Here is a 21,985-nt window from a genome sequence, read left to right as displayed (position 1 = left end):
ATTCACATGACGATGGTTGCTATTTTAAAGGAGGTGAACTCCAATCAAGCCGAAAATGATGCTATTCAGCCATGTCAGCAACGTCCGCAGTATTACAGGGGCGGAAAAGCTGCTACTGCATTTTTGTCTAGACATGCGTACGTATTTCGATTGCATTCTCGTAACGCCTGGTGAAGGGCGGCTGACCTCAATGGCCCGCAAGCGCGGGATAGCTGTTCAGACTCAGAATTTGTTCATGCTGCATGGCATGTATACCCCCTATGAGGGATTGGCGCAGGATGCGGAGAATTTGCGGAACCATGTGGCGTATGCACCACTGCAACAGATGCTTCGGCATGCTCGACCTGATGTGGTGCTGGTCAATACCTGTGTGAACGTCATGCCCGCAATGGTTGCCCAAGAGCTTAATATCCCGGTTATCTGGAAAATAACCGAGGTCATTAACCAGAATGCGCATACGCCGATTTCTGTTTCGATTATCGAGCGTTATAGCCAGTGGGTCATTGGCATTTCGCAGGCTGTTATGCGCCCTTTGCATGGCGGGGGATTGACACGTCCGCATACGATGTTGCCTCCTTGCCGGGATATGAATATGCCGTCTCCCAAAGAGTATGTGCTGGAGCGGAGAAGGAAACGTGAAAAGCTGGGACTGCGAGATTTTCATATCTGCATTGGTTATATTTCTTCCTTTATCTACGAAGCCAAAGGGCTATTGCCTTTTGTCCATATGGCTCTAAAGCTGTGTGAAACCAATTCACGGTGCCGTTTCTGGATCATCGGTAGCTCAGTGGATTCCGAGTATTACGTAAAATGTGTCTCTTTGATTCGCCAGTCTCGTTATAGCCGCCGCTTCCAATTTAGTTCATTCGAGGAATCTGTTTCAACAGCCTATAGCGCAATGGATATTGTGGTGATCCCTAGTATGGTGGAGGAAGGCTTTGGTATGACGGCTCTGGAGGGTCTGGTGTACGGCAAGCCCGTAGTAGCCTTTGCGCAGGGCGGACTTGTGGAATTAATGGAGGCGACCGGAAATGCAGATTTTTTGGTAGAGCCAGGCAACAGCGATATGCTGGCGCAAAAAGTAGGCTATCTGCTCGATCATTCCGAGGAAGCGGAACGAATTGGTGTGCGTAACAACAGTGCGGCTACGCGTGTCTACGGACCTGATTCCTACCGAAGCAGTCTGCACGTCATGGTCAGTCAATGGGTATGTCATCATCCGCATTGGTTCCCGTTGATTCAGCAGCCGGGTGGTCCTGTATGGACGAGGGAAGGCGAAGGCCTGCGTCAGGTCACTGCAATACCGGAGGCTTATCTCAACACCGTTCGAGAATTTCCCGAATCGGTCGTTAATCAACTGCCGGTGCTGGGTCTGCCGCCAATCGAATATGCAGCCATTCAGGGTTTGCCACAACCAGTCCCCCCTTTGCCTGAGCCAACATCTGAGTTGCCTCGCCGCAAACGTAGTATTCGGGCAAGATGCCCAAAGGGCCGCAAGCATACCAAACTGCGGAGTCGCAGGTACAAGAGAAGCGCTGGCAGAAGCCGTCTCAAGAAAATTCACGGGTCCCCATTATATCGAAAATCCAAGTCCAGACAGAAGCTCAAGCGGAAATTCAAGCTCCAGTCAAGGCGATCGAAAGCGCACAAGCAGAAGCGAGTCACACTCAAGGCCAGATAGCATTCCAAACAACGGTCCGGGTGAAATACGCCGGACCGCTTGAGATGAACGATAAGTCGGAGCGCAGCCAGTCTGCTGGATGGCTATTATTCATTGAACTCCACAATTCAATGAAACAACGACAGCAAAGGTGGGTTCCAAAACCATGAAAATATTGACCGTGCTCGGCACAAGACCGGAGATTATACGGCTCAGCCTGATTATTCCGAAGCTGGACCACTATGCAGATGAACATGTGCTTGTGCATACGGGCCAAAATTATACGGAAAGCCTAAGCGGACAATTCTTCCGCGAGCTGGGTTTGCGCGCCCCGGATTATGTGCTTCAGGAGAAAGCGGGAACGCTGGGCAAACAACTGTCTGCCATGTACTCGCAGATGGAGGACATTTTAAACAAGGAACGCCCAGATCATGTACTATTGCTCGGTGATACGAACAGCGCCTTATGTGCCCTGCTAGCGGAACGTATGGGTTACCCAGTTGTGCATATGGAGGCTGGGAACCGCTGTTATGATCTGGATGTGCCGGAGGAGAAGAACCGGCGCGTCATCGACGCGATTTCTGCTATTAATATGCCGTATACAGAGCAAAGCAAGCAGCACCTACTGCGTGAAGGCTTTCCAAGCCAACGAATTATACTGACTGGAAATCCGATCTATGAAGTAATGCAGCACTATGAGAAAGAGATAACTGGAAGCGAAATTTTGAAAAAGTTAGGATTGTCGCCGGGGAAATATTTCCTGGTCACTGCCCACAGAGCTGAAAATGTCGACCATCCACCGCATTTGCTGGCTATATTGGATGGTCTTAACCGGGTAGCCCGGCAGTTCGGGCAGCGGGTCATTTGCAGTATCCATCCCCGCACCGCCGCTCGGATCGCAAGCCACCCGCCGATCCAGCTTGATCCGCTGGTAGAATTTCACGAGCCGTTCGGCTTTTTTGACTTCGTTCTGCTGGAGCGGCATGCCCGCTGCGCTTTGACGGACAGCGGCACCGTACAGGAAGAATGCTGTGTCATGGGGGTGCCGACCGTCACGATGCGTCGTACGACCGAACGGCCGGAAACGGTAGATTGCGGCAGCAATATCGTGTCCGGTCTTGATGGCGAGGTTATAGCAAATGCGGTAGCTATAATGACCGGGATGAACCATAAGTGGCAGTGTCCCGCAGGCTATCTGGCGGAAGATGTATCGGATAAGGTAGTCAAATTTTTGCTTGGAGGGAAACGGCATGTTTGAAAACCAACGTATCTTGGTTACCGGCGGTACCGGCTCTTGGGGGCATGAGCTGGTTACCCAGTTACTGCCGCGTAACCCCAAAGAGGTCATTATCTATTCACGTGGAGAATCGAGTCAGGTTGCCATGAACAGGCAGTTTGAGGATGAACGGCTCAGCTTCTGTATTGGAGATATCCGGGATAAGGACGCGCTGGTTACCGCTTGTCAGGGTGTGGACTATGTGTTTCATTTGGCGGCTCTCAAGCACGTACCTGTCTGTGAGGATCAGCCCTATGAAGCACTCAAAACCAATGTCGTAGGCACCCAAAACGTGATTGAGGCCGCTGTCGCCAATCAGGTAAAGAAAGTTATATATATATCGACTGACAAAGCCGCGAATCCGTCCAATTTTTACGGTATGACCAAGGCGATTGGAGAAAAACTGATTGTCTACGCCAATCTGCTGAATAGTGATACACGGTTCGTGACGGTACGAGGCGGTAATGTATTGGGCACAAACGGAAGCGTAGTGCATCTGTTTCAAAACCAGATTCGCCAAAAGGGGAAGGTTTCTATTACGGATATGAAAATGACCCGTTTTTTCCTGACCCTGCGTGATGCGATCAGTCTCCTGTTCAAAGCCTCGGTGGAAAGTGTCGGCGGGGAAATTTTTATCATGACCATGCCAACCTGTCGTATTTTGGATTTGGCTGAGGTGCTCATTGAAGATTCGGGCGTGGAAAACGTAGAAATTGTAGAGCAAGGTGTCCGTCCCGGCGAAAAAATTCATGAGATTTTGATGAGTAACTTTGAAAGTCTGACAACGGTTGTGTATGACGAGCAATATTTGGTCATTCTCCCAACGCTGAACATCCCCCAATTAAGAGACCGTTATAGTCATTGTCCTCCGGTATCATTTAGCAGCTTTAGCTCGGAGTTCAATCTGATGTCAAAAGAGGAAATTCGAACTATCCTCCGGAGCGGGGGGTTCATTAAATGAAGCTGCTTATTTTGGGTGGTAACGGCATGGCGGGCCATGTCCTGGTCGATTATTTTCAAAATCAGGGCGGGCATAACGTCTTCTATACCACCCGTGATCCCGAAAATAAAGGCGGTCTGCTGCTGGATGTAAGAGACAGCTTTATGGTAGAGCAGTTGGTTCGTAGTGTGCGGCCAGACGTCATCATCAACGCGGTGGGTGTGCTGAATCAGTATGCCGGGGAGGATCAGATTACAGCATACCAAATCAATGGACTGTTGCCGCATCTTCTCCGGTGGACGGCGGACAGCATCGGTGCCCGACTCATTCATATCAGCACGGATTGTGTATTCGAGGGAAAGCGTGCTCCTGGTTTGTACAAGGAGACGGATCAACCTGACGGGACAAGCGCCTATGCTGTGACGAAAATACTCGGAGAAGTAAAGGCGGCAGGGCATCTGACTATTCGTACCTCTATTGTCGGTCCGGAAATTCGGAGGGAAGGCATTGGTCTGCTGCACTGGTTTTTGCAGCAGAGCGGAGATGTTGACGGATATCGCCGTGTCTTTTGGAACGGAGTCACGACACTGGAATTGGCTAAAGCGATACAGGTGCTTATGAATGAGCCGCTAGACGGACTCATTCATCTGGTTCACCCCGAACCGATCAGTAAACATGATTTGCTACTGCTGTTCAAAGACATCTGGAAGAGGGAGGATATTCGGATCGTGCCGAAAGATGAGCCGGTGCAAGATCGGACGCTTCGTTCTACCCGGGCCGATCTGCTCTACGATGTTCCTCACTACAGCATCATGCTGAAGGAGCTGCTGGAATGGACAGAAGCACAGCGGAACAACGTCGGCCTGTCATAGTCATTACCGGAGCGGCAGGCTATACCGGGATGCACGCCTGCCTCTATTTTGCAAAGCTCGGCTGGGAGGTGGCGGCGCTGACTCGCACTGCCGCTTCCGCATCAAAGCTGACCTCACTGGCTGGAGATGATGAGTATCCTAGTCCGGATGTCTGCACTCACGTCTGTATCACGCCTTATGTATGTGATTTGCTTGATAAGAAACGTCTTGGCGAAGTAATCCGCCAAATTGCACCGGATTATGTGCTTCATCTGGGCGGTAAAAATTCGGTGCCTGAATCATGGCAAAGTCCACTGCTGTACATGGAATCCAATGTACTGTCCACATTGTATCTGCTGGATGTACTGCGCTCTTTCCCCAAAGTCCGAATTGTAGTGGCAGGTTCTCGCCTAAAGACGGCTTTGCAGGCACCGTATTATCCTCCGCACCCGTACAGCCTCAGCAAAAGCCTTCAAGAGGCAGTCGCGCTTTCGTGGGGTGCGCTGTTCGATCAATCCGTCATGCTGGCGGAGCCTTGCAATCTGATCGGCCCGGGTCCCTCCACCGGTTTCTGTGCACTGTTGGCAGGCTATATCGCACGGACCGAGCAGAGCGTGCGAGACGTACAGAATGTAGAGCCCCCTGCCCTCACTTCCGTTTCTGCACCGACTCCGTTTCAGGTTTCTTCACGGCATGCGCAGCGAGACTTTCTGGACGTGCGCGATGCTGTCCGAGCGTATAGCGTGCTACTGGAGCGAGGTGTTCCGGGGCGTGTATACCCTGTTTGCTCAGGCAAGATGATGCAGTTGGGGGACATCGCAGAACGCATGATTGCGTTGGCAGACATCCCTGTTGCCATACAATGGGGAGATGTGGCAGAAGAGGCGACCACGGATGTATATCAGGCAAAGGAACTAGAGGAACTGGGCTGGATGCCAACCATTCCGTTAGGGCAATCACTGAAGGATATGATTGGCTACAGTCGAGCCAGAAAGGAAGAAACGAGATGAGACCGAGTGTAACGATCGTAATTCCGTTTTATAACTGCAGGTACGTCGATCAGGCAGTGCAAAGCGCACTGGAGCAAACCTACGGCCCGCTTGAAATCATTGTCGTCGATGATGGTTCAACCACACATACTGAAATGCTTCATCCTTACCGTAAATATATCTATTATTTAGGTAAATTAAACGGTGGGACGGCCAGTGCACTTAATCACGGCATCCGACATGCCAACGGTGAATACATTGCGTGGCTCAGCTCGGATGATACCTTCCACAAGGATAAAATTAACAATCAGGTTTCCTTTATGCTGGAGCAAGGTGCACATATTTCTCACACCAACTTCAACTTAATCAATGAATACAGCCAAATCACAAGATACCAGGCGGGACCGGTACTTCCGTCGATACAGGAATTTTACCGTTTTTTTCTGAAAGGTAACCCGGTAAACGGATGCACGGTTATGTTCAAAAAAGAACTGTTTACGCAGATAGGGTTGTTCAATGAGCTGTTGACGTATACCCATGATTTGGATATGTGGTACAGAGTTATACTGGCAGGATACGAGTTTCCTTTTTTAAACGAACTGCTGGTAAACTACCGCTGGCATGATGAGATGGGAACGAAAAAGCATCGACACGTCATTGAACAGGAATACTTAATTACCCAGGCACGCTACAGAACCAGCTTAACTGAGCTGCTGAACAGATTTGCAGCTATGTAGTACAAATCAAAATATTGAAAAATTTTCAGCCTGTGATCTGCAGTGCCTGTGTAGAGCACGCAGATTCACAGGCCAATTACAAATTACTAATGATGATAGGGAGAGAGACCATGTTAGTTAGAAAACAATAACTTTATCATGATTCAATCCGTTATACAGTAGCAATAACTGCCCAATCGCCGAACGGGAAGGCATGCTCTGGTACGAAATTGCCAGCAGCGTCTCTTCCTTGCGCCGCAATCGAAATATCACTGATAATTGCGGGGGCTAAGGCTGGAGATGAAACGTTGATCTGATATGCTGGCACTACAGTAGGAATCGTAAGTGTGACTACTGCCCTTGGTGCACCCAAGGCAAATGTGGTTGTAAAATACGGTACTGCCACTGTGCCTGTTGGTGCACTACCAGGTGCGCTATAAGCAGTAACAACGATGGGAGTGAGTGGAAGAGCTGTTGTATTAGTGATACGTAGTGTAACAGAACTCGAATGGAAACTACCATCTGGATTAAGGTTTTCAACGGCTCCTAACGAAAAAACGGCCATATTTTTCACCTCCTTGTAATACCAATATATGAAGAAAGAGTAGTAATAGAGTGTGTTAATATATAGAGGTGTTTAGTACAAATTAAGGAATTCCGGCTTGTCCAGTACCCGCAATTAACATTGCCCATCGACTTTTATTACCGCTGTATGTCGCGAAAAGATGATTAAACTACAGGCTGGTTCTATAAAGAACCAGCCTGTAGTTTAATCATCATAAAGCCACGATCATTGGACCTTGTGGGCTTCGGTTAAATACATCCGTCGGAAGGGGAATAGGAGGCTGTGTATGCCATCTGAACACATGGAGCTCTCTTTTACTGGGAATGGGTCGCAACCATCCGCCCTCTGCATAATATAGTCCGTGATCCGGGCCCATATACAACCGGTAATCGATCAGCTCATGCTCTTCGAAAACATTGGTATCAATAGGTGGACCAATAGGGAAAGTCTCCAGTTGCGCGAATGAAAGAGGAATCGATTCGTTGACCTCATAGCCCAGCAAACGGAACGATTCGAAATCGCGGAAGGGATAGCGCAGACCATGGCTGATCAGGTGCATACCGTTCATGGGATCTCTGGCGATGTAAACCGCTGGGAAATGCTCTCGAAGTTGGCCATTATGCAGTAACGGCTTGCCGTCGGGGATGCTGGTCACCGTGCTATCCGACAGCTGGATTACCCGATCAAGACGAAAATGAAGAGCATGAAAAGTATCAAGCGACTCGACAGGCCGCTTCAGTCCTTTCTCGATTTGATAAATATTTCCTTTGGAATCTCGAATGAGTATTCCATTAGGTAAGGAAGAATCCTTAGGTCGATGGTGCGGATGCCCCGCAGCAAACTGTCCGGGGAAAAAGTATTCATCTAATGTATAAATGAGGCGTTCAGGGTTAAAATTCCATTTTCTTAGAAATATTCGGCGATTTCTCTGTCCCCATTCAACTATATCGATTGAATTATGTGTAAAACTTGCGTTACCCTCATGATGGACATGACTGTCTCCTGCGATGAGGAGCCTTAATCCCTTTTTTAGTGTCCGATACCCGAAATCAATATCTTCATAGCCACCTCCCGGGAATGCTTCGTCTAAATACCCGATCTGACTTATCAATTGACGACGGAATAACATACAAAATCCGCTTAAAGCCGTTGCATCCCGCCAAAGTGAGGGATTAGTGACATTAAAATTTTTGCTGAATTCATGATATGTCTCTGTGGTTGAATAGGACATGGGAAGGCGTTGCATTGGCATCACCATATTGGACACAGGACCGACAATGCCAATATCCGCTGAGCTAAAAAGTGCATGAATTAAATTTTCCAGCCAATGGTGAGATACCATCGTGTCATTATTGAGCAGGAGAATAGTATCCCCTATAGATGCTTTAATACCTTGATTACAAGCTGCTGCAAATCCACGGTTAGTTTCATTCTCAATTAAACGTACATTCTCCCGACGACGTAGTTGATGTTGAGTACCGTCTGTCGATCCATTGTCAATACAGATCAATTCGTAAGGAATGGTAGTGTAGCGCACGATGCTATCCAGACACCGTTCTGTTAGTTTCCAGTTGTTTAACGTAAGGATAACGATACTGACCAGCATAAAATTCTCTCCTTAAAGAGTATTCAGAACCACTTGTAATTGGTTCTGATATGTCTGTCTGATGGTTTCTAATTCCTGTACAATAGCTTGGTAATGCTGGACCGTACCCATTTGTTCATGACGACGGTAGGCAGTGAGAGGCTCATCTAAATAGTGAAATTCTGTATGGTTCAATACTACACGAATCCAAAAATCATAATCATGAGTGTATAACAGCTTCTCATTGAAGTATCCAATGTTACGAACATAATCCTTTTTCATCATCACCGTACAGCCATTTAACGGGCAGTAGGAAGAAAATGCCTCAATAAAGGAACGTACTGTCGTAAATTTGGCAGTTGCATTGTGACATATTACCTCGTTTGCTTTGTTAATGACATGATAATCGGTGAAACTGACCTCAGCTTGATGTTGCTCCATAAAATTCACTTGACGTTCAATTTTGGTCGAATAAAACATATCGTCTGAACTAAGCCAAACAGTATACTTTCCGGTGGACATTTGTATACCATAATTGAGCGCAGTTGCCGTGCCGCCGTTCATCTTTCCTAGATAATAAATGCGATCCATATAAGGGATCAAACGTTCCTGGTGCATAGTTGACCCATCATCTACAACAATAATTTCGATATTCGGATAAGTTTGATTTAAGACGCTGGCTACAGCCTGATCTACGTACGGACAGTTGAAAAAGGGAATGATGACACTCACTTTCGGCAACGATTCCACGTTTCCTCACCCCGCAATCTTCATGTGCTTTCTCCCCATCATACGGTATGTTAAAACGAATTCATAATTGTGGACGATTGCCCGTGGTACTTCATTTTGGGGAGTTTATTTAAAGGAAAAAGAGGCAATTTACATCTAATTAATGTAACTGCCCCTTTTTTAAATTAGAGTGCACAGATATACGTTATGATCTAATTGGTGATTGAACTTTTTATTGCTGGTTCAAACCATAAACGGCAGCGTCAATTTCCTGAAGCAAGTTATTAAACCGGTTTTGGAATATATCTATGCCGAAAGAATCTATGGATGCCTTGCGATTTTTAGTTCCTATTTCCAACATGCGCTCTTTATTTTGAAGGAGGTCAACAACTATTTGCCAAAGTCCGCCCACATCACCTTTAGGCACTAAAAACTTCTCATTACCCGTATTTTTGAGTAGCTCACCAAGTCCTGCTGAGTCATAAGCAACTACTGGTTTGCCGAATATCATCCCTTCAAGAGCAGTCATTCCAAAGCCTTCATCAATCATGCTAGGTACGACTACGATATCAAGCGCAGGGTATAATTGTTCAATGTGGCTTTCGAACGAATGAAATATAATGCGAGATGGATCTAATGTTGAATACGCCAATGCTTTGCATTTATTGAAGTATTCTGTTATTTCTGGACTTCCGGCAATAAGAAATTTCACTTGAGGAAAGTGTGACATTAGCATATCGGCCATATAGATAAATTGATCAATTCCTTTATGGACGGAGATCATTCCGCTTATGAGTCCTATTAGCGTTTCGTGGTCGCCGATATTATGGGCTCCCCTCAGACAACGACGATTTTCCTCCCACCTTTCAGGGTGCAATTCAGCATCATTCCAGGAAGGATATATAAGCCTATTTTTATTATTAACTATTGAACCCTTAAAAGGTGCAAGTACTGCTTCCGATATACCGATAATCCAATCTGCATAATGATTTACCATCCGTACTGCATCAATCTGATGTACACCTGGATACAAGATTTCGTCTATTATCCAAACAACGGGAATTCCTGCTTTTTTTGCCGCAGCCGCAGGCAATGCATTAACCGATGTGTTAACCATCACCCAATCCGGTCTGTGAACGTGCAGAAGTGTTAATAGGGATTGGTAGTAATTAGAAGATTCTTGTTTTGCAAATTCCTGATGCATAGCTGGCGATGATTCATACAAAGACCATAGCAGTGGAGAATCTTGAATGGCTATACGTATCCCCTTAGTTTCTGCTTCTATTGACAGCATGCCGCAACAGGGAACAACCAGCACAACCTCATACTGCTCGCTAAGGGTTTTAGCTAAAAAAAGTAGCCATTTCTCGGCACCCGACATTCGAGCCGGATGGCAAATATGTGAGAATAACATAACCTTAGACTTTACGCTCACGGGCTACATACCCTATGCACTTCTCGGGTATGATTGTCACCTCCTTTGGATAGGTAATTTACTATATGAGCAATGTCTATCTGTCGACACGACCATTCACCCATGTATTATTCATTGCAAGGTAGTCATATATAACAGTTTGAATTTTTATGTGAGCACTCATGTGTGTGAAATGATCGTTTTTGGTGCCTGTGTGTGCTTGCGCCTGCGCCAAGCTATGGAGCAACGCATAAAATAATGCGAAGAGGGGAGCACATATGGGCCTGTCATGCTGTCATAACAACGTGAGGGATGCATCTGTCTCCGTAGTTGCTGGTAAGGCCCAAGCGCCGACCCGTTCAGGTTTGAAAGGAGGGGCACTAGTGAAGGCTTTGGTCACCGGGGGAGCAGGGTTTATTGGTTCCCAGCTGGTACGTGCGCTTGCTGACTCGGGCATCAGAGTACATGTGCTGGATAATCTGACGACCGGGAATGCTGCAAATGTAGATCCGCGCGCGGTCATGCATATTGCAGATATTCGCAGCTCTGAAGCCAGGACGCTGCTAATTCGGGAAAGCCCGGACATTGTGTTTCATTTGGCTGCACAGGCTGATGTGCAGCAATCCATCCATCACCCCGACGAGGATGCGGATGTGAATGTGCTGGGGACGATCCATTTGTTGCAGGCTTGTCGTGAAGCGGGTGTGTCGAAAATCATATTTGCCTCCACATCCGGCGTATACGGAGAGCTGCAAAAGCAATGTATTCAGGAAGACGATCCTGTGGAGCCCATTTCAGGCTACGGACTGTCCAAGCTGACCGCAGAATCGTATATTCGGCTTTTTTATCGCTTGTACGGCTTGAACTACACGATTTTGCGTTACGGAAATGTGTATGGCCCCGGCCAGGCCGCGAAGGGAGAGGGCGGTGTAGTCGCTATTTTTATGGACCGGCTGAAAAAAGGCAGCCCCTTGCTCATTCACGGCGACGGGACGCAAACTCGTGACTTTGTGTACGTCAAGGATGTAGTCCGAGCCAATATGGCGGCTATACATGCAGCGGATCAACGCACAGTGCATGTAAGTACGGGACGAACGACGTCCATCAATCGGCTGGCCTATGATTTACTAAAGCTGCACGGTTCGTCTGTGCGGCCTGTGTATTCACCGGCGCGGGCGGGAGACATTCACCATAGCTGTCTTAGCAACGCAGTCGCCAGACATTGGCTTCATTGGGAACCGCTATTTGGCATCTCTGCCGGTCTAAAGGAAACGTATGTGAGCAGTATGGGCACAGACAAAGAAGGCATCTAGGGCTAACGAGCGTGAGGATCAAAAAAGAGACTGAGGGAACTCTCAGCCTCTTTTCAGTTTGAACAAAAATTATAGGTTCTCGCTAGCCAGCTTGAAGGCTTGATCGAGGACAGCCGCACCGTTTCCTCTACCGTAAGCCAACGTGTCAATAACATCTACAGGGATGCCATAGGGAGCTGCAATTTCAGTTACTGGCTTTTTACGCATTCGCACCTGAGGTCCGAGTAAAATAGCAATCACAGGCTCTGTCATGCCTTCCAGCTCTTCCTTAATAGTGCTTTCGGGGATCGCTTCGATGTTCAATTCTATGGATCTCGCTGCGGCTTCTTTTTTCATCTTGGAAACCAGAATGGATGTGGACATACCCGCAGAGCATGCCAGAATGATTTTTTTCATATCAAAAGCGCCTCCAGAAATTTATTTTAACTACTTATACTCTTCATCCAGATTAGCAACAAACAAGCGTTCCTTGATAACAGCTTGATACCAGTAGCCGGATTTCTTCAAATGGCGACTTCGATCATTTTCCAGGTTAATTTCCACCAGTCCATAGCGATTTTTAAAAGCATTCATAGGAGAAACGTTGTCTGTGAAGGCCCACAGCATATAACCTGTACAGTTGGAACCTGCTGCTACGGCTTGTAACGTGTAGTATAAATGCTCAGTTATAAAGTCAATGCGATAGTCGTCCTGAATGATGTGTTCCTCATTTTTAAAAGCAGCTTCATTTTCAATCCCCATGCCATTTTCCGCAACAAACCACTCGATATTGTTATATTCGTTCTTGATACGCATTCCCATATCGTAAATAATTTTAGGATAAATTTCCCAGCCCCGTGACTTGTTCATTCTTTTACCCGGAAGGTCGAAATGCTCGTAGTAGTAAGAGGGGTGAAAAGGAATGTTTTCGTTCCACGCTTTACTCTGCGCTTTGACCCGGTGGGGATAATAGAGATTGATTCCAACGTGGTCAACGGTGTTTTCCTTAATCAAGGCCAGTTCCTCCGCCGTAGCTTCAAAGGCAATATCATGCTTGCTCATGAGCTCGAACAATTCTTGCGGGTATTCGCCTTTAATAAGCGGGTCCAGAAATACTCGATTGTAAAATAAATCATACACATGTGCTGCATACTGGTCATGAGGGGCGCTGGAGCGGGCATAAGTCACTTCGGGATTTAGAATTACCCCTATTTTAGCCCCGTTCTCACTATAATTTTTGACTTTGAAAAGCTGTACACACTTCGCGGTAGCCAGCGTTTTGTTATAGTTCCATTGCATCCACTTCCGCGTATTTTGTTCATAGGGATAGCGAAGGGCATCCAGATAGACGCGAGTCTGTACAACAATGGGCTCATTAAACGTAAACCAGTGCTTGACTCGATCCCCGTACCGTTCAAACACCTTTTCCGCATATTTCACAAACAGCTCTACCACATGCTTGGAAGACCAGCCCTCATATTTGTCGAGCAAATAAGCAGGTAATTCATAGTGTTCCAGACAAATCATCGGCTCGACTCCGCTTGCAATCAACTCGTCAATGACCCTGCCCATATAATCCGCATAGGTTTCATCCACCACAATATTCTCATAATCCGTTAAGAAGCGGGACCAATTAATAGAAGTGCGATAATGAGTTAGCCCAATCTGCTTCATCAGGGCAATATCCTCGGCATAACGATTATAAAAATCGGTTGCACCTGCGGGTCCATATCCATTGTGCCAGACATAGCGGTCATTTTTGTACCATAAGTCCAGATACGAGTCTTGACCTTCCTGTTTACCGCTCCAGCCCTCTGTCTGCCAGGCGGAAGCCGCTGCCCCCATAATAAAATTCGGCGGAATTTGTATTGTGTGTTTAGCCATGACATGCTTCTCCTTTTCATTCTATAGATTCCCCAAGGCGATCCTCTGCGGGTGTAACTCTACAGTAGCGCATTATTCAGTCGTTCGCTTGTTGGCAATTTTGACGAACGGAAAATAGATGATAATGGCTACCATAATACAAATAATCTGCGTTACAACGGCGCCAATGCTTCCACCTGTAGACAGGTAGGCATTAATAATAGGCGGTGTAGTCCACGGAACCATAACGACAGCTTTACCTGCGAATCCAAGCAACGTCGAGAAGTAACCAATTGTTCCTGTGATGAGTGGAGTTATAATGAAAGGAATCGCCATCAATGGATTCAGCATAATCGGAAGTCCGAAAATGACAGGCTCATTAATATTAAACAGACCTGGCCCAAGTGAAAGCTTGGTAATTTCCTTCATATCCTCACGCTTGGAAGCGATCATAATACTGATCAAAAGGGCCAGCGTAACTCCTGAACCTCCAATACTCATGTATACATCCCAGAAAGGCATCGTAATAATGTTCGGAATGGGGAGCCCTTGATCATATGCAGTCATGTTGACCGTAATCGCTCCAAGCAGCAGAGGTTCACGGATGGGCTTTACCATTTGGTTTCCGTGGATACCGATCACCCAGAAGGTTTGCGCAACCAGCATGAGTACCAGTATACCTGGCAGCCCTTGGACTATGGTCTCCAGAGGTTGTTGCACCACATTATAGACAGCATCGTACAGGTAGAGCCCCGTAAATTTATGAAAAAAGAATCCAAGCATCGAGAAAACAGTTACCGTAATAATGGAAGGGATGAGTGCGGAGAAAGAAACGGCTACATTGCTGGGAACACTTTCAGGCATTTTAATCTTTAGCTTATCGGACTTGCCCAGTTTGTTGTATAGCTCAACGGATAGGATACTTATGAAAATACCCAAAAACAAGCTTTTGGTGTCTGTGAATTGACGGGCGATGACGTCCGTTACTTTTTGCATTTCTCCGTTAACCATCAGCTCGATTGTGGTTGGTGTCACAGAGATAAAACAGATGAGGGCAAGTAAACCAGGAAAAAGATTTTTCTCTCCATTAATTTTTCCTAGCTCCAGACCAATCATAAAAATAGCTAGAATGGTGAGGATATTCAAGCTGGCATAGTTAATGCTTGAGAAAATCGGTTTGTACTCTGCCAGGAATGAGAATGACTTAAAATGGGCTAGACCATTGACTGGGTCCATGACCATATTGGAGATCAGTACAGCAAAGGCACCCACAATAATAACAGGCATTAAGGTGATAAAAGCCGATTTGATTGCTATTATATATTTAAAATTGTTAATTGCATTTGCCACCGAGGTGAGACCATCGATCAGTTTGTCTTTGAAAGCCATGGCTAGCGCCCTCCCTCTACGATTTTAATCCGAGCTGATCAATGCGTTCATACAGGTCTATAAATTCTGAGGCCATATCGTGAATGGTGATGGCATTCATCAAATGATCTTGGGCATGCACCATCATGACGGACATCTCTGTTTTTTCACCGGCTGCTTCCTTACGAATGATTCTGGTTTGAATTTTGTGGGAAGACACCAGTTCTTTTTTAGCTGAGGCCAGTTCTTCTTTGGATTCCCGAAATTTGCCCGCCTTTGCAAGCTCAATCGCTTCCATCGCCGAGCTGCGCGCATTCCCAGCGTATAATATAATTTGGAATACGATCTCTGTATCATCCATGTCCTCCATGTTCACAGCGTGTTCTACTGATTCATCATTATTCATATGTTCTTGACTCCTTTCATTCATTTGCTCGTATCGTCATTATAATTTGGAATCGCTTTCAACATAACGCATATTATTTCCTCTTCTTAACGGAAATCAATCGGTCTTTCTAGTTGATATCTCTATTACTAAACATAAAAAGAGAGAAATCCCTGCCATATAGGCTTCTGATTTCTCCTTTACTTGCATCCTGCTAATTTTCAACTATTTTTATGCAGCACCTCTACGAATTCCGTGTATGTTTTGCAGCGAATAAGCTGCTGGACTAGCTTTTCATGATTTAAAATGTTAAGCAAAATATGATACATACTTTGTAAATCTTCTGATTTGGTGCGCTGTATGCAGAGCATGCAAATAAACTGTACGGGCTTGCCATCCCAGTCGATAGCTTTTTGTAATGTACAAATGGCCCAAAACGTGGAATCAGCAAAAGGTTCCAGCGGATGCGGAATCGCGACAAAGTTGCCAAATGAAGTGGGGGAAACAGCTTCACGCTCTATCACAGATTGCAACAAAGGACCTTTTACAAGACCTGCTTCTTGTATCTTTTCGGCTATGAATTCAAGTGCCTGCAGTTTGTTATCCAACTTCTGCTGAAGAAAGATCAATTTTTTTCGAATATACTGTACAGCAGGAAGTTTTGACTCTGAGATGGCTTGTTCAATTTTAGTAATATCCGAACTGCCCAAAAATGTATTCACATGGATCATGGGGATAGAAAGCGGTTCTGATATGGGGATCGTGCTAATAATAAAGTCCAATGCATCCAACGGCATTTGCCTCAGCTTATAAAATTCAGTGGTTCCTACGATCTCCAGCCTGGAACCGAAAACCGATTGAAGCTTGTAGTACAGCAGCTTTGCGCTGCCGAGTCCGGAAGCACATACGATCATACATCTTTTGGGTGTGCCCTCCATTTTCTTTCTCTCCATTGCGACTCCGATATGAATGGCTAAATACCCAATTTCATTGTCCTCGATGTGTATATGAAGTCGCTGTTTGATAACTTCCGCAGCAATGATGCCTGCTTCAAAAGCAAGCGGGTAATGGGCTTTGATTTCATCCAGCATGGGGTTGCGCAAATTCATTCCGTATTGATAGCGATTAATGACTGGTTTGAGATGAAGGCAAAATGCAATCAGTAATTCTTGATCGTTTTGAATGTTCATGCTCAACTGCTGATCGATTCGGTCTAATATTTCGAGTCAGTTCGTAAATATTTTTATCAATAATTTTTTTAATCTCTACTTCATCCATATGGGCCCTGACAACGGTCCTTACACCCAGCAAGTGCACAGCAATGTACGCAATTTCAACAAGTGGAAAGGAGTGTTTCATGTTCTGTTCCAGAGCAGATACGATCTCAGTCGCGACCCTAAACTCTTTTTGCGCTTCGATTTTTTTCATCTCTTGAGGATAATACGAGACATACCTCTCTTCACGAATACGCTTACATGCTATAGCGATATGAATGACCAGATTGTTCAGGGCAATGTCTGACAACTGAATATCATGATACTCAATCCGATCCAGAATCACTTCTCTTATGAATTCCAGCTCATCGTTAGAGATCAAAGAAGGGTGGGGCATCTGTTGCCCGCCTATTTGATCTGTCCTGTTAAATATATAGTCGGAAATGCAATAACGCAGCTTGGCCTCATTCCCCTTAATTCGAATACCATGATACGGCCTGTTCTCCAGAGATAGTCCATAAGTTGACAGTAATTTGCGCACTTCTTTGAGGTCATTCTGTAAAGTAGATCGGCTAACATACAGCATCTCAGCTAAATCATCAAGTTTGACGTATGCATGAGTAAGCAGCAGTTTTTTTATTAAAAAACGATGTCTGGCTTCAGAAGAACTCGCTAATAGATGGGACACATTGTTTTCATAGTCCTTTAATTGCTTCAGCAGATGATGAAATGCTTGTTCGTCCTGAATCTCTAGCTTGTAGCCTGTTCCTTTAAGGGGTTTGACAGCCGCTCCATGCCGTGACAACAGTGCATTCAATTCCTTTACATCTGTTCGTATGGTTCGAGAAGATACCTTCAATGCATTCGCCAAATGTTCACCCTTGATCATCTGTTCAGCAACCAATATATGTAGAATATCAAAAATACGCAAAACGAACCCCCTTTCTGAGCTGTTCTGATGAACAGTATACAATGCTTAGAGCGTAACCAAAAGAAGAACTAACCACAGCACAAATCACCTATGATCTTGACACCCCAGTATATTCAAAGATATTATAGATACAATAAGTCTGTGATTGAGGTGTAGTTATGAAATTTACCAAAGCAACCAATTATGCTCTGCATACCATGCTTATGCTTGTTACGGATTCGTCGGTGAAGCCTATAGGTGTTCAGCAATTGGCCGAAGCGCAACAAGTCTCACCTACGTATCTTTCAAAAATTTTGACGAGGCTTGTGAAGGCGGGGATGATCGAATCGGTCTCTGGAGCCAATGGAGGCTATCGCTTATCCCGCAATAAAGACGATATTACCTTTTTGGATATCATTCATGCGATTGAAGGGACGAATTCTTTGTTTGAATGTGATTTTGTCCATGGATCAGAATGTCTGATTCAAGCTGTAATGAGGGAAGCGGAGGAGAAAATGGAGAGCCATCTTAAAAATACAAAATTGGTCGATTTGGCGCAAAAGCAAGCGCAAATATAAAGGTAACGGCTAGATATAGAAAGAGGGTGGTTGTCAGTGATGTGAAGTGTTTTTTTGTTTTTATTATAGATATAAAGAGTCTTTAATATCCTTGAAAAGGAGCTGAATGTATGTTGTACGATTGCGCTATTATTGGCGGAGGGCCCGCCGGATTGAATGCAGCCCTTGTGCTTGGCAGGGCAAGGAGAAGTGTGGCTTTGATCGATAATAACCGACCCAGAAATGCGGTTACGCATGCGTCGCACGGTTTCATTACGAGAGACGGCGTAACGCCGACCGAGTTCCGCCGTGTAGCTTATGAGGAAGTACTACGTTATCCGTCTGTCCATCATCTGCCAACCGAGGTTATTTCGGTTACGAAAAAAGAATCCATATTCGAGGTGTTTGATTCTTCAGGCCTTCGTGTTCAAGCGCGAAAATTGATACTGGCGACGGGCGTAAAGGAGGTATTCCCTGAGATCGAAGGTTTTTATACGTTCTACGGGAAAAGTTTGTTTAATTGCCCTTATTGCGATGGCTGGGAGCTACGGGATCAACCGCTTGTCCTCGTCTCTGAGTCGCCAGCTATATATCATACAGCCAAACTGCTCCTGAACTGGAGTAAGGATTTGCTTGTCTGCACGAACGGTCAGGCATTCTTGTCGGACGAGCAAAAAGAACGACTTCAATCTAAAGGAGTCGTGGTCATGGAGCAGCCTGTTGCAGCGTTCATTGGTCACCACGGGCAGCTGGAGTATGCGTCCTTTACGGACGGTACTCAAGTCCCGAGAGTCGGCGGCTTTGTGACCCCCCGATTTGTACAAAGTACACCGTTTGGAGGAGATTTGGGCTGTGAAAGGACAGAGTCGGGCGGGATCCAAACGGATGGAGCGGGGAGAACCTCCATACCTGGTGTATATGCTGCCGGGGATTCTTCGTACTTCATGCCTTCTCAGTTGATTTTTGCTGCGGCCGACGGCAGTCGAACTGCTGCGAGCGTAAATCTGGATTTGACAGAGGAAGATTTCAACGAGTGTTGAGCATTTGAAATGTTCGATGTGAATCGGATGCTGGAAAAGGCCGCCATATAGGCGGCCTTTTTCTATTCACTTGATTATAATTCTGCGTCTATACAAGACCTTCTTTCAATAACCTCTGTATTCACGAGAACCTGAGTATGATGCTCCTGATTGTGATTAAGTCTTTCCATCAGCAAATTTACAGCCGTTCGGGCCAAAATATCCTTTTTCACATGAATGGTTGTGAGTTCCGGGCTAATGACCTTGGCTTCATGAATATTATCAAACCCCATGACAGAAATTTGTTCAGGCACTCGAATGTTCATTTCCTGAAACGTTTTAATAGCACTGATTGCCATATAATCATTCTCACAAAATAGGGCTGAAGGCAGCTCATTCAGTTCATGAATAGCTGTTTTAAATGATTCCTGTGACATTACAAGCATCGGATGCATATCAAAGGTAAGCCCGTGACCTATGGCAAGATTGTGCTCCTCTAAAGCAGCCATGAACCCCTCTTTTCGTTTTGTAAAGTTAAGAATTCTGGTACTGGATTGTACGTATCCTATATTTCTGTGACCGGACTGGATTAAATATTGGCCTGCCTGGTACCCTCCAAGATAGTTATTAATAGATACAAAGCTGGCATCAACGTGTTCAAAGCAAGTATCTAAAACTACGATATTGGAATGAATAGATTGTAAGGAATGAATAATCTCGGCAGTTAGATTGGTGCCCAGCAGAAGTATACCTGAAGAAGGCTGGTCCTTTTCCAGAGCAGACAACTCTGCCTCCAGGCTATGGCTATCAAATGATGAAAAAATCAAAGTATTGCCATGTTCTCTCACTTGATTGGTAATATGATGGATCAATTCATTGAAAAATGGAAGTGATTCGTATTGCTCGGTCACGATGCCTGTATTTTTGCATGCAACAAAACGAATGACATGGTGACTCTTCGTAAATTCCTTATTTGACTTCATGGTACGTGGTCTATATCCATGCTCGTGGGCAATTCTTAAAATATGCTCTTTGGTTTCTTCGCTAACACCGGGTTTGTTATTAAATGCTAAAGAGACGGCTGATTTTGAAACACCGGCAAGCTTTGCAATATCATCTATTTTCAACATGGAACCTCCCATTGGACTAAACTATATAAATTATATCATGATTATATAATAAAGTTTAGTTTATAAATTAAACTAAACAAATGCCGCATAAAATGAGTTGACCTTTTCAGATACATAATGTTAATATTCAATTGTGAACGCTTTATTTAGTTTATTTTATTCAATATCGTATAAAATTATACATTAGTTTAGTTTTGTTTATGAGTGAGAGGGTGATTTGTTTGAGTTTAAGTATTGCTAAAAATCAAAGAAGTTTTGTGGAAAAGGACAAGCCTTTCTTTTACTTGGCAGATACCGTCTGGAGCGTATTTACCAACGCCACGATTGAAGAGTGGAGCGATTACCTGGACTATCGAAAGATGCAGGGATTCAACGTTTTGCAAATCAACATGCTCCGGCAATGGGATGCCAGCGAATCAGACCTGAATCTACAACCGTTTGCATTACTGGAAAATGGAGATTTCGACTATCACACATTAAACGCGGCCTATTTTGACCGGGCAGAAGTCATGATCCAGATGGCTGTAGAGCGCGGCTTTATTCCAGCCTTGGTACTTCTGTGGTGTAATTATGTACCGGATACATGGGCTGAAATGTTCCAGAAGGGCAATAAAATGCCGATGGATTGCGTTGAAAGCTATGTAACTTATGTTGTAAACCGCTATTCCCGCTTCAAGCCTGTTTATTTGATCAGCGGGGATACTGATTTTCCTACAGAACGTGCTAATGCATACTATTTGAAGGCGCTGGAAACGGTACAGCAATTAAGCCCGGCAAGCCTAACTGCACTGCATATCCAAGGAAGATTGAGGGAAATTCCTGAAGCTTTTGAGCAACACAAGGGTCTTGGATTTTATATGTATCAATCAGGACATAATTCTCAGTTTCAGCATGTCGCCCACGAGATTGCCCAGCATTTTTACCACAAGCCGGAGATCCGTCCCGTCATCAATGGAGAACCTTGCTATGAACAGATCAGTTACAGCCGCAATGTGTATGGTAGATACACCGCACTGGATGCCAGAAAAGCAGCATGGCAGAGTCTACTCGCAGGCGGGGGAGCGGGAATTACCTATGGAGCGCATGGCATTTGGAGCTGGCATAAAAAAGGCAAGAAGTTCGGAATTGTAGAAGGAGAGGGCTTTGATAGTCCCTATGATTGGAGAACGGCACTGCGTTTTGAGGGCGCATGGGATTATTCCTTTATTAAATATTTATTTGAAATGTACAATCTGATCGGCATAAAGCCACTGGATATTGTTTTAAACAAGACAGAGGAGATCAGAGCTGCGGGGAACGAGAATACCATCGTCTTGTATATCCCGGTTAACACGAAGGTGCGGCTAAGTATGAATGTGCAGGACTACAAGTTTACAACCATTGATTTAGCGGAGAGACGATTTGCCCAAACGGAGGTAGATGTCCAGGCTAATCAATCTGTCATTGATATGCATGGTTTTGAAAGTGATGTTGTGATCATCGGAACGAAATAAAACAGGAAAAGAATAGGAGTAAGGCAACA

Annotated in this window: 21 protein-coding genes; 10 read left to right on the top strand and 11 right to left on the bottom strand. The window is 45.3% G+C overall.

Going from position 1 to position 21,985, the window contains the following annotated elements:
- Nucleotides 1–55: 55 nt before the first annotated feature.
- The 6 genes from KSP24_RS13290 (at nt 56) to KSP24_RS13265 (ending at nt 6,453) form a co-directional block, all read left to right on the top strand.
- Nucleotides 56–1,681, top strand: coding sequence for a glycosyltransferase (locus KSP24_RS13290; protein ID WP_137079173.1), 1,626 nt, complete (start codon nt 56–58; stop codon nt 1,679–1,681).
- A gap of 145 nt (nt 1,682–1,826) precedes the next feature.
- A complete protein-coding gene (gene wecB, locus KSP24_RS13285; protein ID WP_216975363.1) occupies nt 1,827–2,918 on the top strand; it encodes a non-hydrolyzing UDP-N-acetylglucosamine 2-epimerase in 1,092 nt (363 codons plus the stop codon).
- Complete coding sequence (locus KSP24_RS13280; RefSeq protein ID WP_025675920.1) at nt 2,911–3,897, top strand: polysaccharide biosynthesis protein; 987 nt, start codon at nt 2,911–2,913, stop codon at nt 3,895–3,897. The genes wecB and KSP24_RS13280 overlap by 8 nt, the downstream gene beginning before the upstream one ends.
- Nucleotides 3,894–4,748, top strand: coding sequence for a dTDP-4-dehydrorhamnose reductase family protein (locus KSP24_RS13275; RefSeq protein WP_216975361.1), 855 nt, complete (start codon nt 3,894–3,896; stop codon nt 4,746–4,748). Before KSP24_RS13280 ends, KSP24_RS13275 begins: the two co-directional genes overlap by 4 nt.
- Nucleotides 4,709–5,737 carry an NAD-dependent epimerase/dehydratase family protein gene (locus KSP24_RS13270; protein ID WP_216975360.1) on the top strand — a complete coding sequence of 343 codons (1,029 nt, stop codon included), beginning with the start codon at nt 4,709–4,711 and terminating at the stop codon, nt 5,735–5,737. Before KSP24_RS13275 ends, KSP24_RS13270 begins: the two co-directional genes overlap by 40 nt.
- Nucleotides 5,734–6,453 (top strand): glycosyltransferase, encoded by a 720-nt coding sequence (locus KSP24_RS13265; RefSeq protein ID WP_216975357.1) that lies wholly within the window; start codon nt 5,734–5,736, stop codon nt 6,451–6,453. Before KSP24_RS13270 ends, KSP24_RS13265 begins: the two co-directional genes overlap by 4 nt.
- 151 nt (nt 6,454–6,604) lie before the next feature.
- Here the strand turns inward: KSP24_RS13265 and KSP24_RS13260 are convergent, their stop codons facing one another.
- From KSP24_RS13260 to KSP24_RS13245, 4 genes are all read right to left on the bottom strand, one after another.
- A complete protein-coding gene (locus tag KSP24_RS13260) occupies nt 6,605–6,997 on the bottom strand; it encodes a hypothetical protein (RefSeq protein ID WP_216975355.1) in 393 nt (130 codons plus the stop codon).
- A gap of 211 nt (nt 6,998–7,208) precedes the next feature.
- A complete protein-coding gene (locus KSP24_RS13255; RefSeq protein ID WP_129549915.1) occupies nt 7,209–8,603 on the bottom strand; it encodes a glycosyltransferase family 2 protein in 1,395 nt (464 codons plus the stop codon).
- Between the two features lie 12 nt (nt 8,604–8,615).
- The gene (locus KSP24_RS13250; RefSeq protein ID WP_090738371.1) at nt 8,616–9,332 is read right to left on the bottom strand and encodes a glycosyltransferase; all 717 of its coding nucleotides are present in this window, start codon (nt 9,330–9,332) and stop codon (nt 8,616–8,618) included.
- 211 nt (nt 9,333–9,543) lie between these two features.
- A complete protein-coding gene (locus KSP24_RS13245; protein WP_216975353.1) occupies nt 9,544–10,746 on the bottom strand; it encodes a glycosyltransferase family 4 protein in 1,203 nt (400 codons plus the stop codon).
- Between the two features lie 362 nt (nt 10,747–11,108).
- Between KSP24_RS13245 and KSP24_RS13240 the strand changes: the two genes are divergently transcribed.
- Nucleotides 11,109–12,038 (top strand): NAD-dependent epimerase/dehydratase family protein, encoded by a 930-nt coding sequence (locus KSP24_RS13240; protein ID WP_216975351.1) that lies wholly within the window; start codon nt 11,109–11,111, stop codon nt 12,036–12,038.
- Nucleotides 12,039–12,107: 69 nt separating this feature from the next.
- Here KSP24_RS13240 and KSP24_RS13235 read toward each other — a convergent pair whose 3' ends face one another.
- The 6 genes from KSP24_RS13235 to KSP24_RS25255 form a co-directional block, all read right to left on the bottom strand.
- Nucleotides 12,108–12,434, bottom strand: coding sequence for a PTS sugar transporter subunit IIB (locus KSP24_RS13235; RefSeq protein WP_216975349.1), 327 nt, complete (start codon nt 12,432–12,434; stop codon nt 12,108–12,110).
- 30 nt (nt 12,435–12,464) lie between these two features.
- On the bottom strand, nt 12,465–13,901 hold the full coding sequence (locus tag KSP24_RS13230) for a glycoside hydrolase family 1 protein (protein WP_137079167.1): 1,437 nt from the start codon (nt 13,899–13,901) through the stop codon (nt 12,465–12,467).
- Between the two features lie 72 nt (nt 13,902–13,973).
- Nucleotides 13,974–15,269: a PTS sugar transporter subunit IIC gene (locus KSP24_RS13225; protein WP_216975347.1), complete on the bottom strand. Its 1,296-nt coding sequence runs from the start codon at nt 15,267–15,269 to the stop codon at nt 13,974–13,976.
- A 16-nt stretch (nt 15,270–15,285) separates the two neighbouring features.
- Nucleotides 15,286–15,654, bottom strand: a complete 369-nt coding sequence (locus tag KSP24_RS13220; protein ID WP_013372812.1) for a PTS lactose/cellobiose transporter subunit IIA — start codon at nt 15,652–15,654, stop codon at nt 15,286–15,288.
- Between the two features lie 200 nt (nt 15,655–15,854).
- Nucleotides 15,855–16,823, bottom strand: a complete 969-nt coding sequence (locus KSP24_RS25260; protein WP_254207791.1) for a BglG family transcription antiterminator — start codon at nt 16,821–16,823, stop codon at nt 15,855–15,857.
- A complete protein-coding gene (locus KSP24_RS25255) occupies nt 16,759–17,778 on the bottom strand; it encodes a BglG family transcription antiterminator (RefSeq protein WP_254207790.1) in 1,020 nt (339 codons plus the stop codon). The genes KSP24_RS25260 and KSP24_RS25255 overlap by 65 nt, the downstream gene beginning before the upstream one ends.
- A 158-nt stretch (nt 17,779–17,936) precedes the next feature.
- On the opposite strand from KSP24_RS25255, the gene KSP24_RS13210 reads away from it, so the two are divergent.
- Nucleotides 17,937–18,335 carry an Rrf2 family transcriptional regulator gene (locus KSP24_RS13210; RefSeq protein WP_013372810.1) on the top strand — a complete coding sequence of 133 codons (399 nt, stop codon included), beginning with the start codon at nt 17,937–17,939 and terminating at the stop codon, nt 18,333–18,335.
- A gap of 110 nt (nt 18,336–18,445) precedes the next feature.
- The gene (locus KSP24_RS13205) at nt 18,446–19,354 is read left to right on the top strand and encodes an NAD(P)/FAD-dependent oxidoreductase (protein WP_216975346.1); all 909 of its coding nucleotides are present in this window, start codon (nt 18,446–18,448) and stop codon (nt 19,352–19,354) included.
- A 74-nt stretch (nt 19,355–19,428) separates the two neighbouring features.
- Here KSP24_RS13205 and KSP24_RS13200 read toward each other — a convergent pair whose 3' ends face one another.
- Nucleotides 19,429–20,460 (bottom strand): LacI family DNA-binding transcriptional regulator, encoded by a 1,032-nt coding sequence (locus KSP24_RS13200; protein WP_064963514.1) that lies wholly within the window; start codon nt 20,458–20,460, stop codon nt 19,429–19,431.
- A gap of 215 nt (nt 20,461–20,675) precedes the next feature.
- Here KSP24_RS13200 and KSP24_RS13195 point away from each other — a divergent pair, with 215 nt between their 5' ends.
- A complete protein-coding gene (locus KSP24_RS13195) occupies nt 20,676–21,956 on the top strand; it encodes a glycoside hydrolase family 140 protein (protein ID WP_216975344.1) in 1,281 nt (426 codons plus the stop codon).
- Nucleotides 21,957–21,985: the final 29 nt, after the last annotated feature.

The organism is Paenibacillus sp. AK121, from assembly GCF_019042715.1.
GTDB lineage: Bacteria > Bacillota > Bacilli > Paenibacillales > Paenibacillaceae > Paenibacillus > Paenibacillus polymyxa_C.
This window is presented reverse-complemented; position numbering and strand designations above follow the sequence as displayed.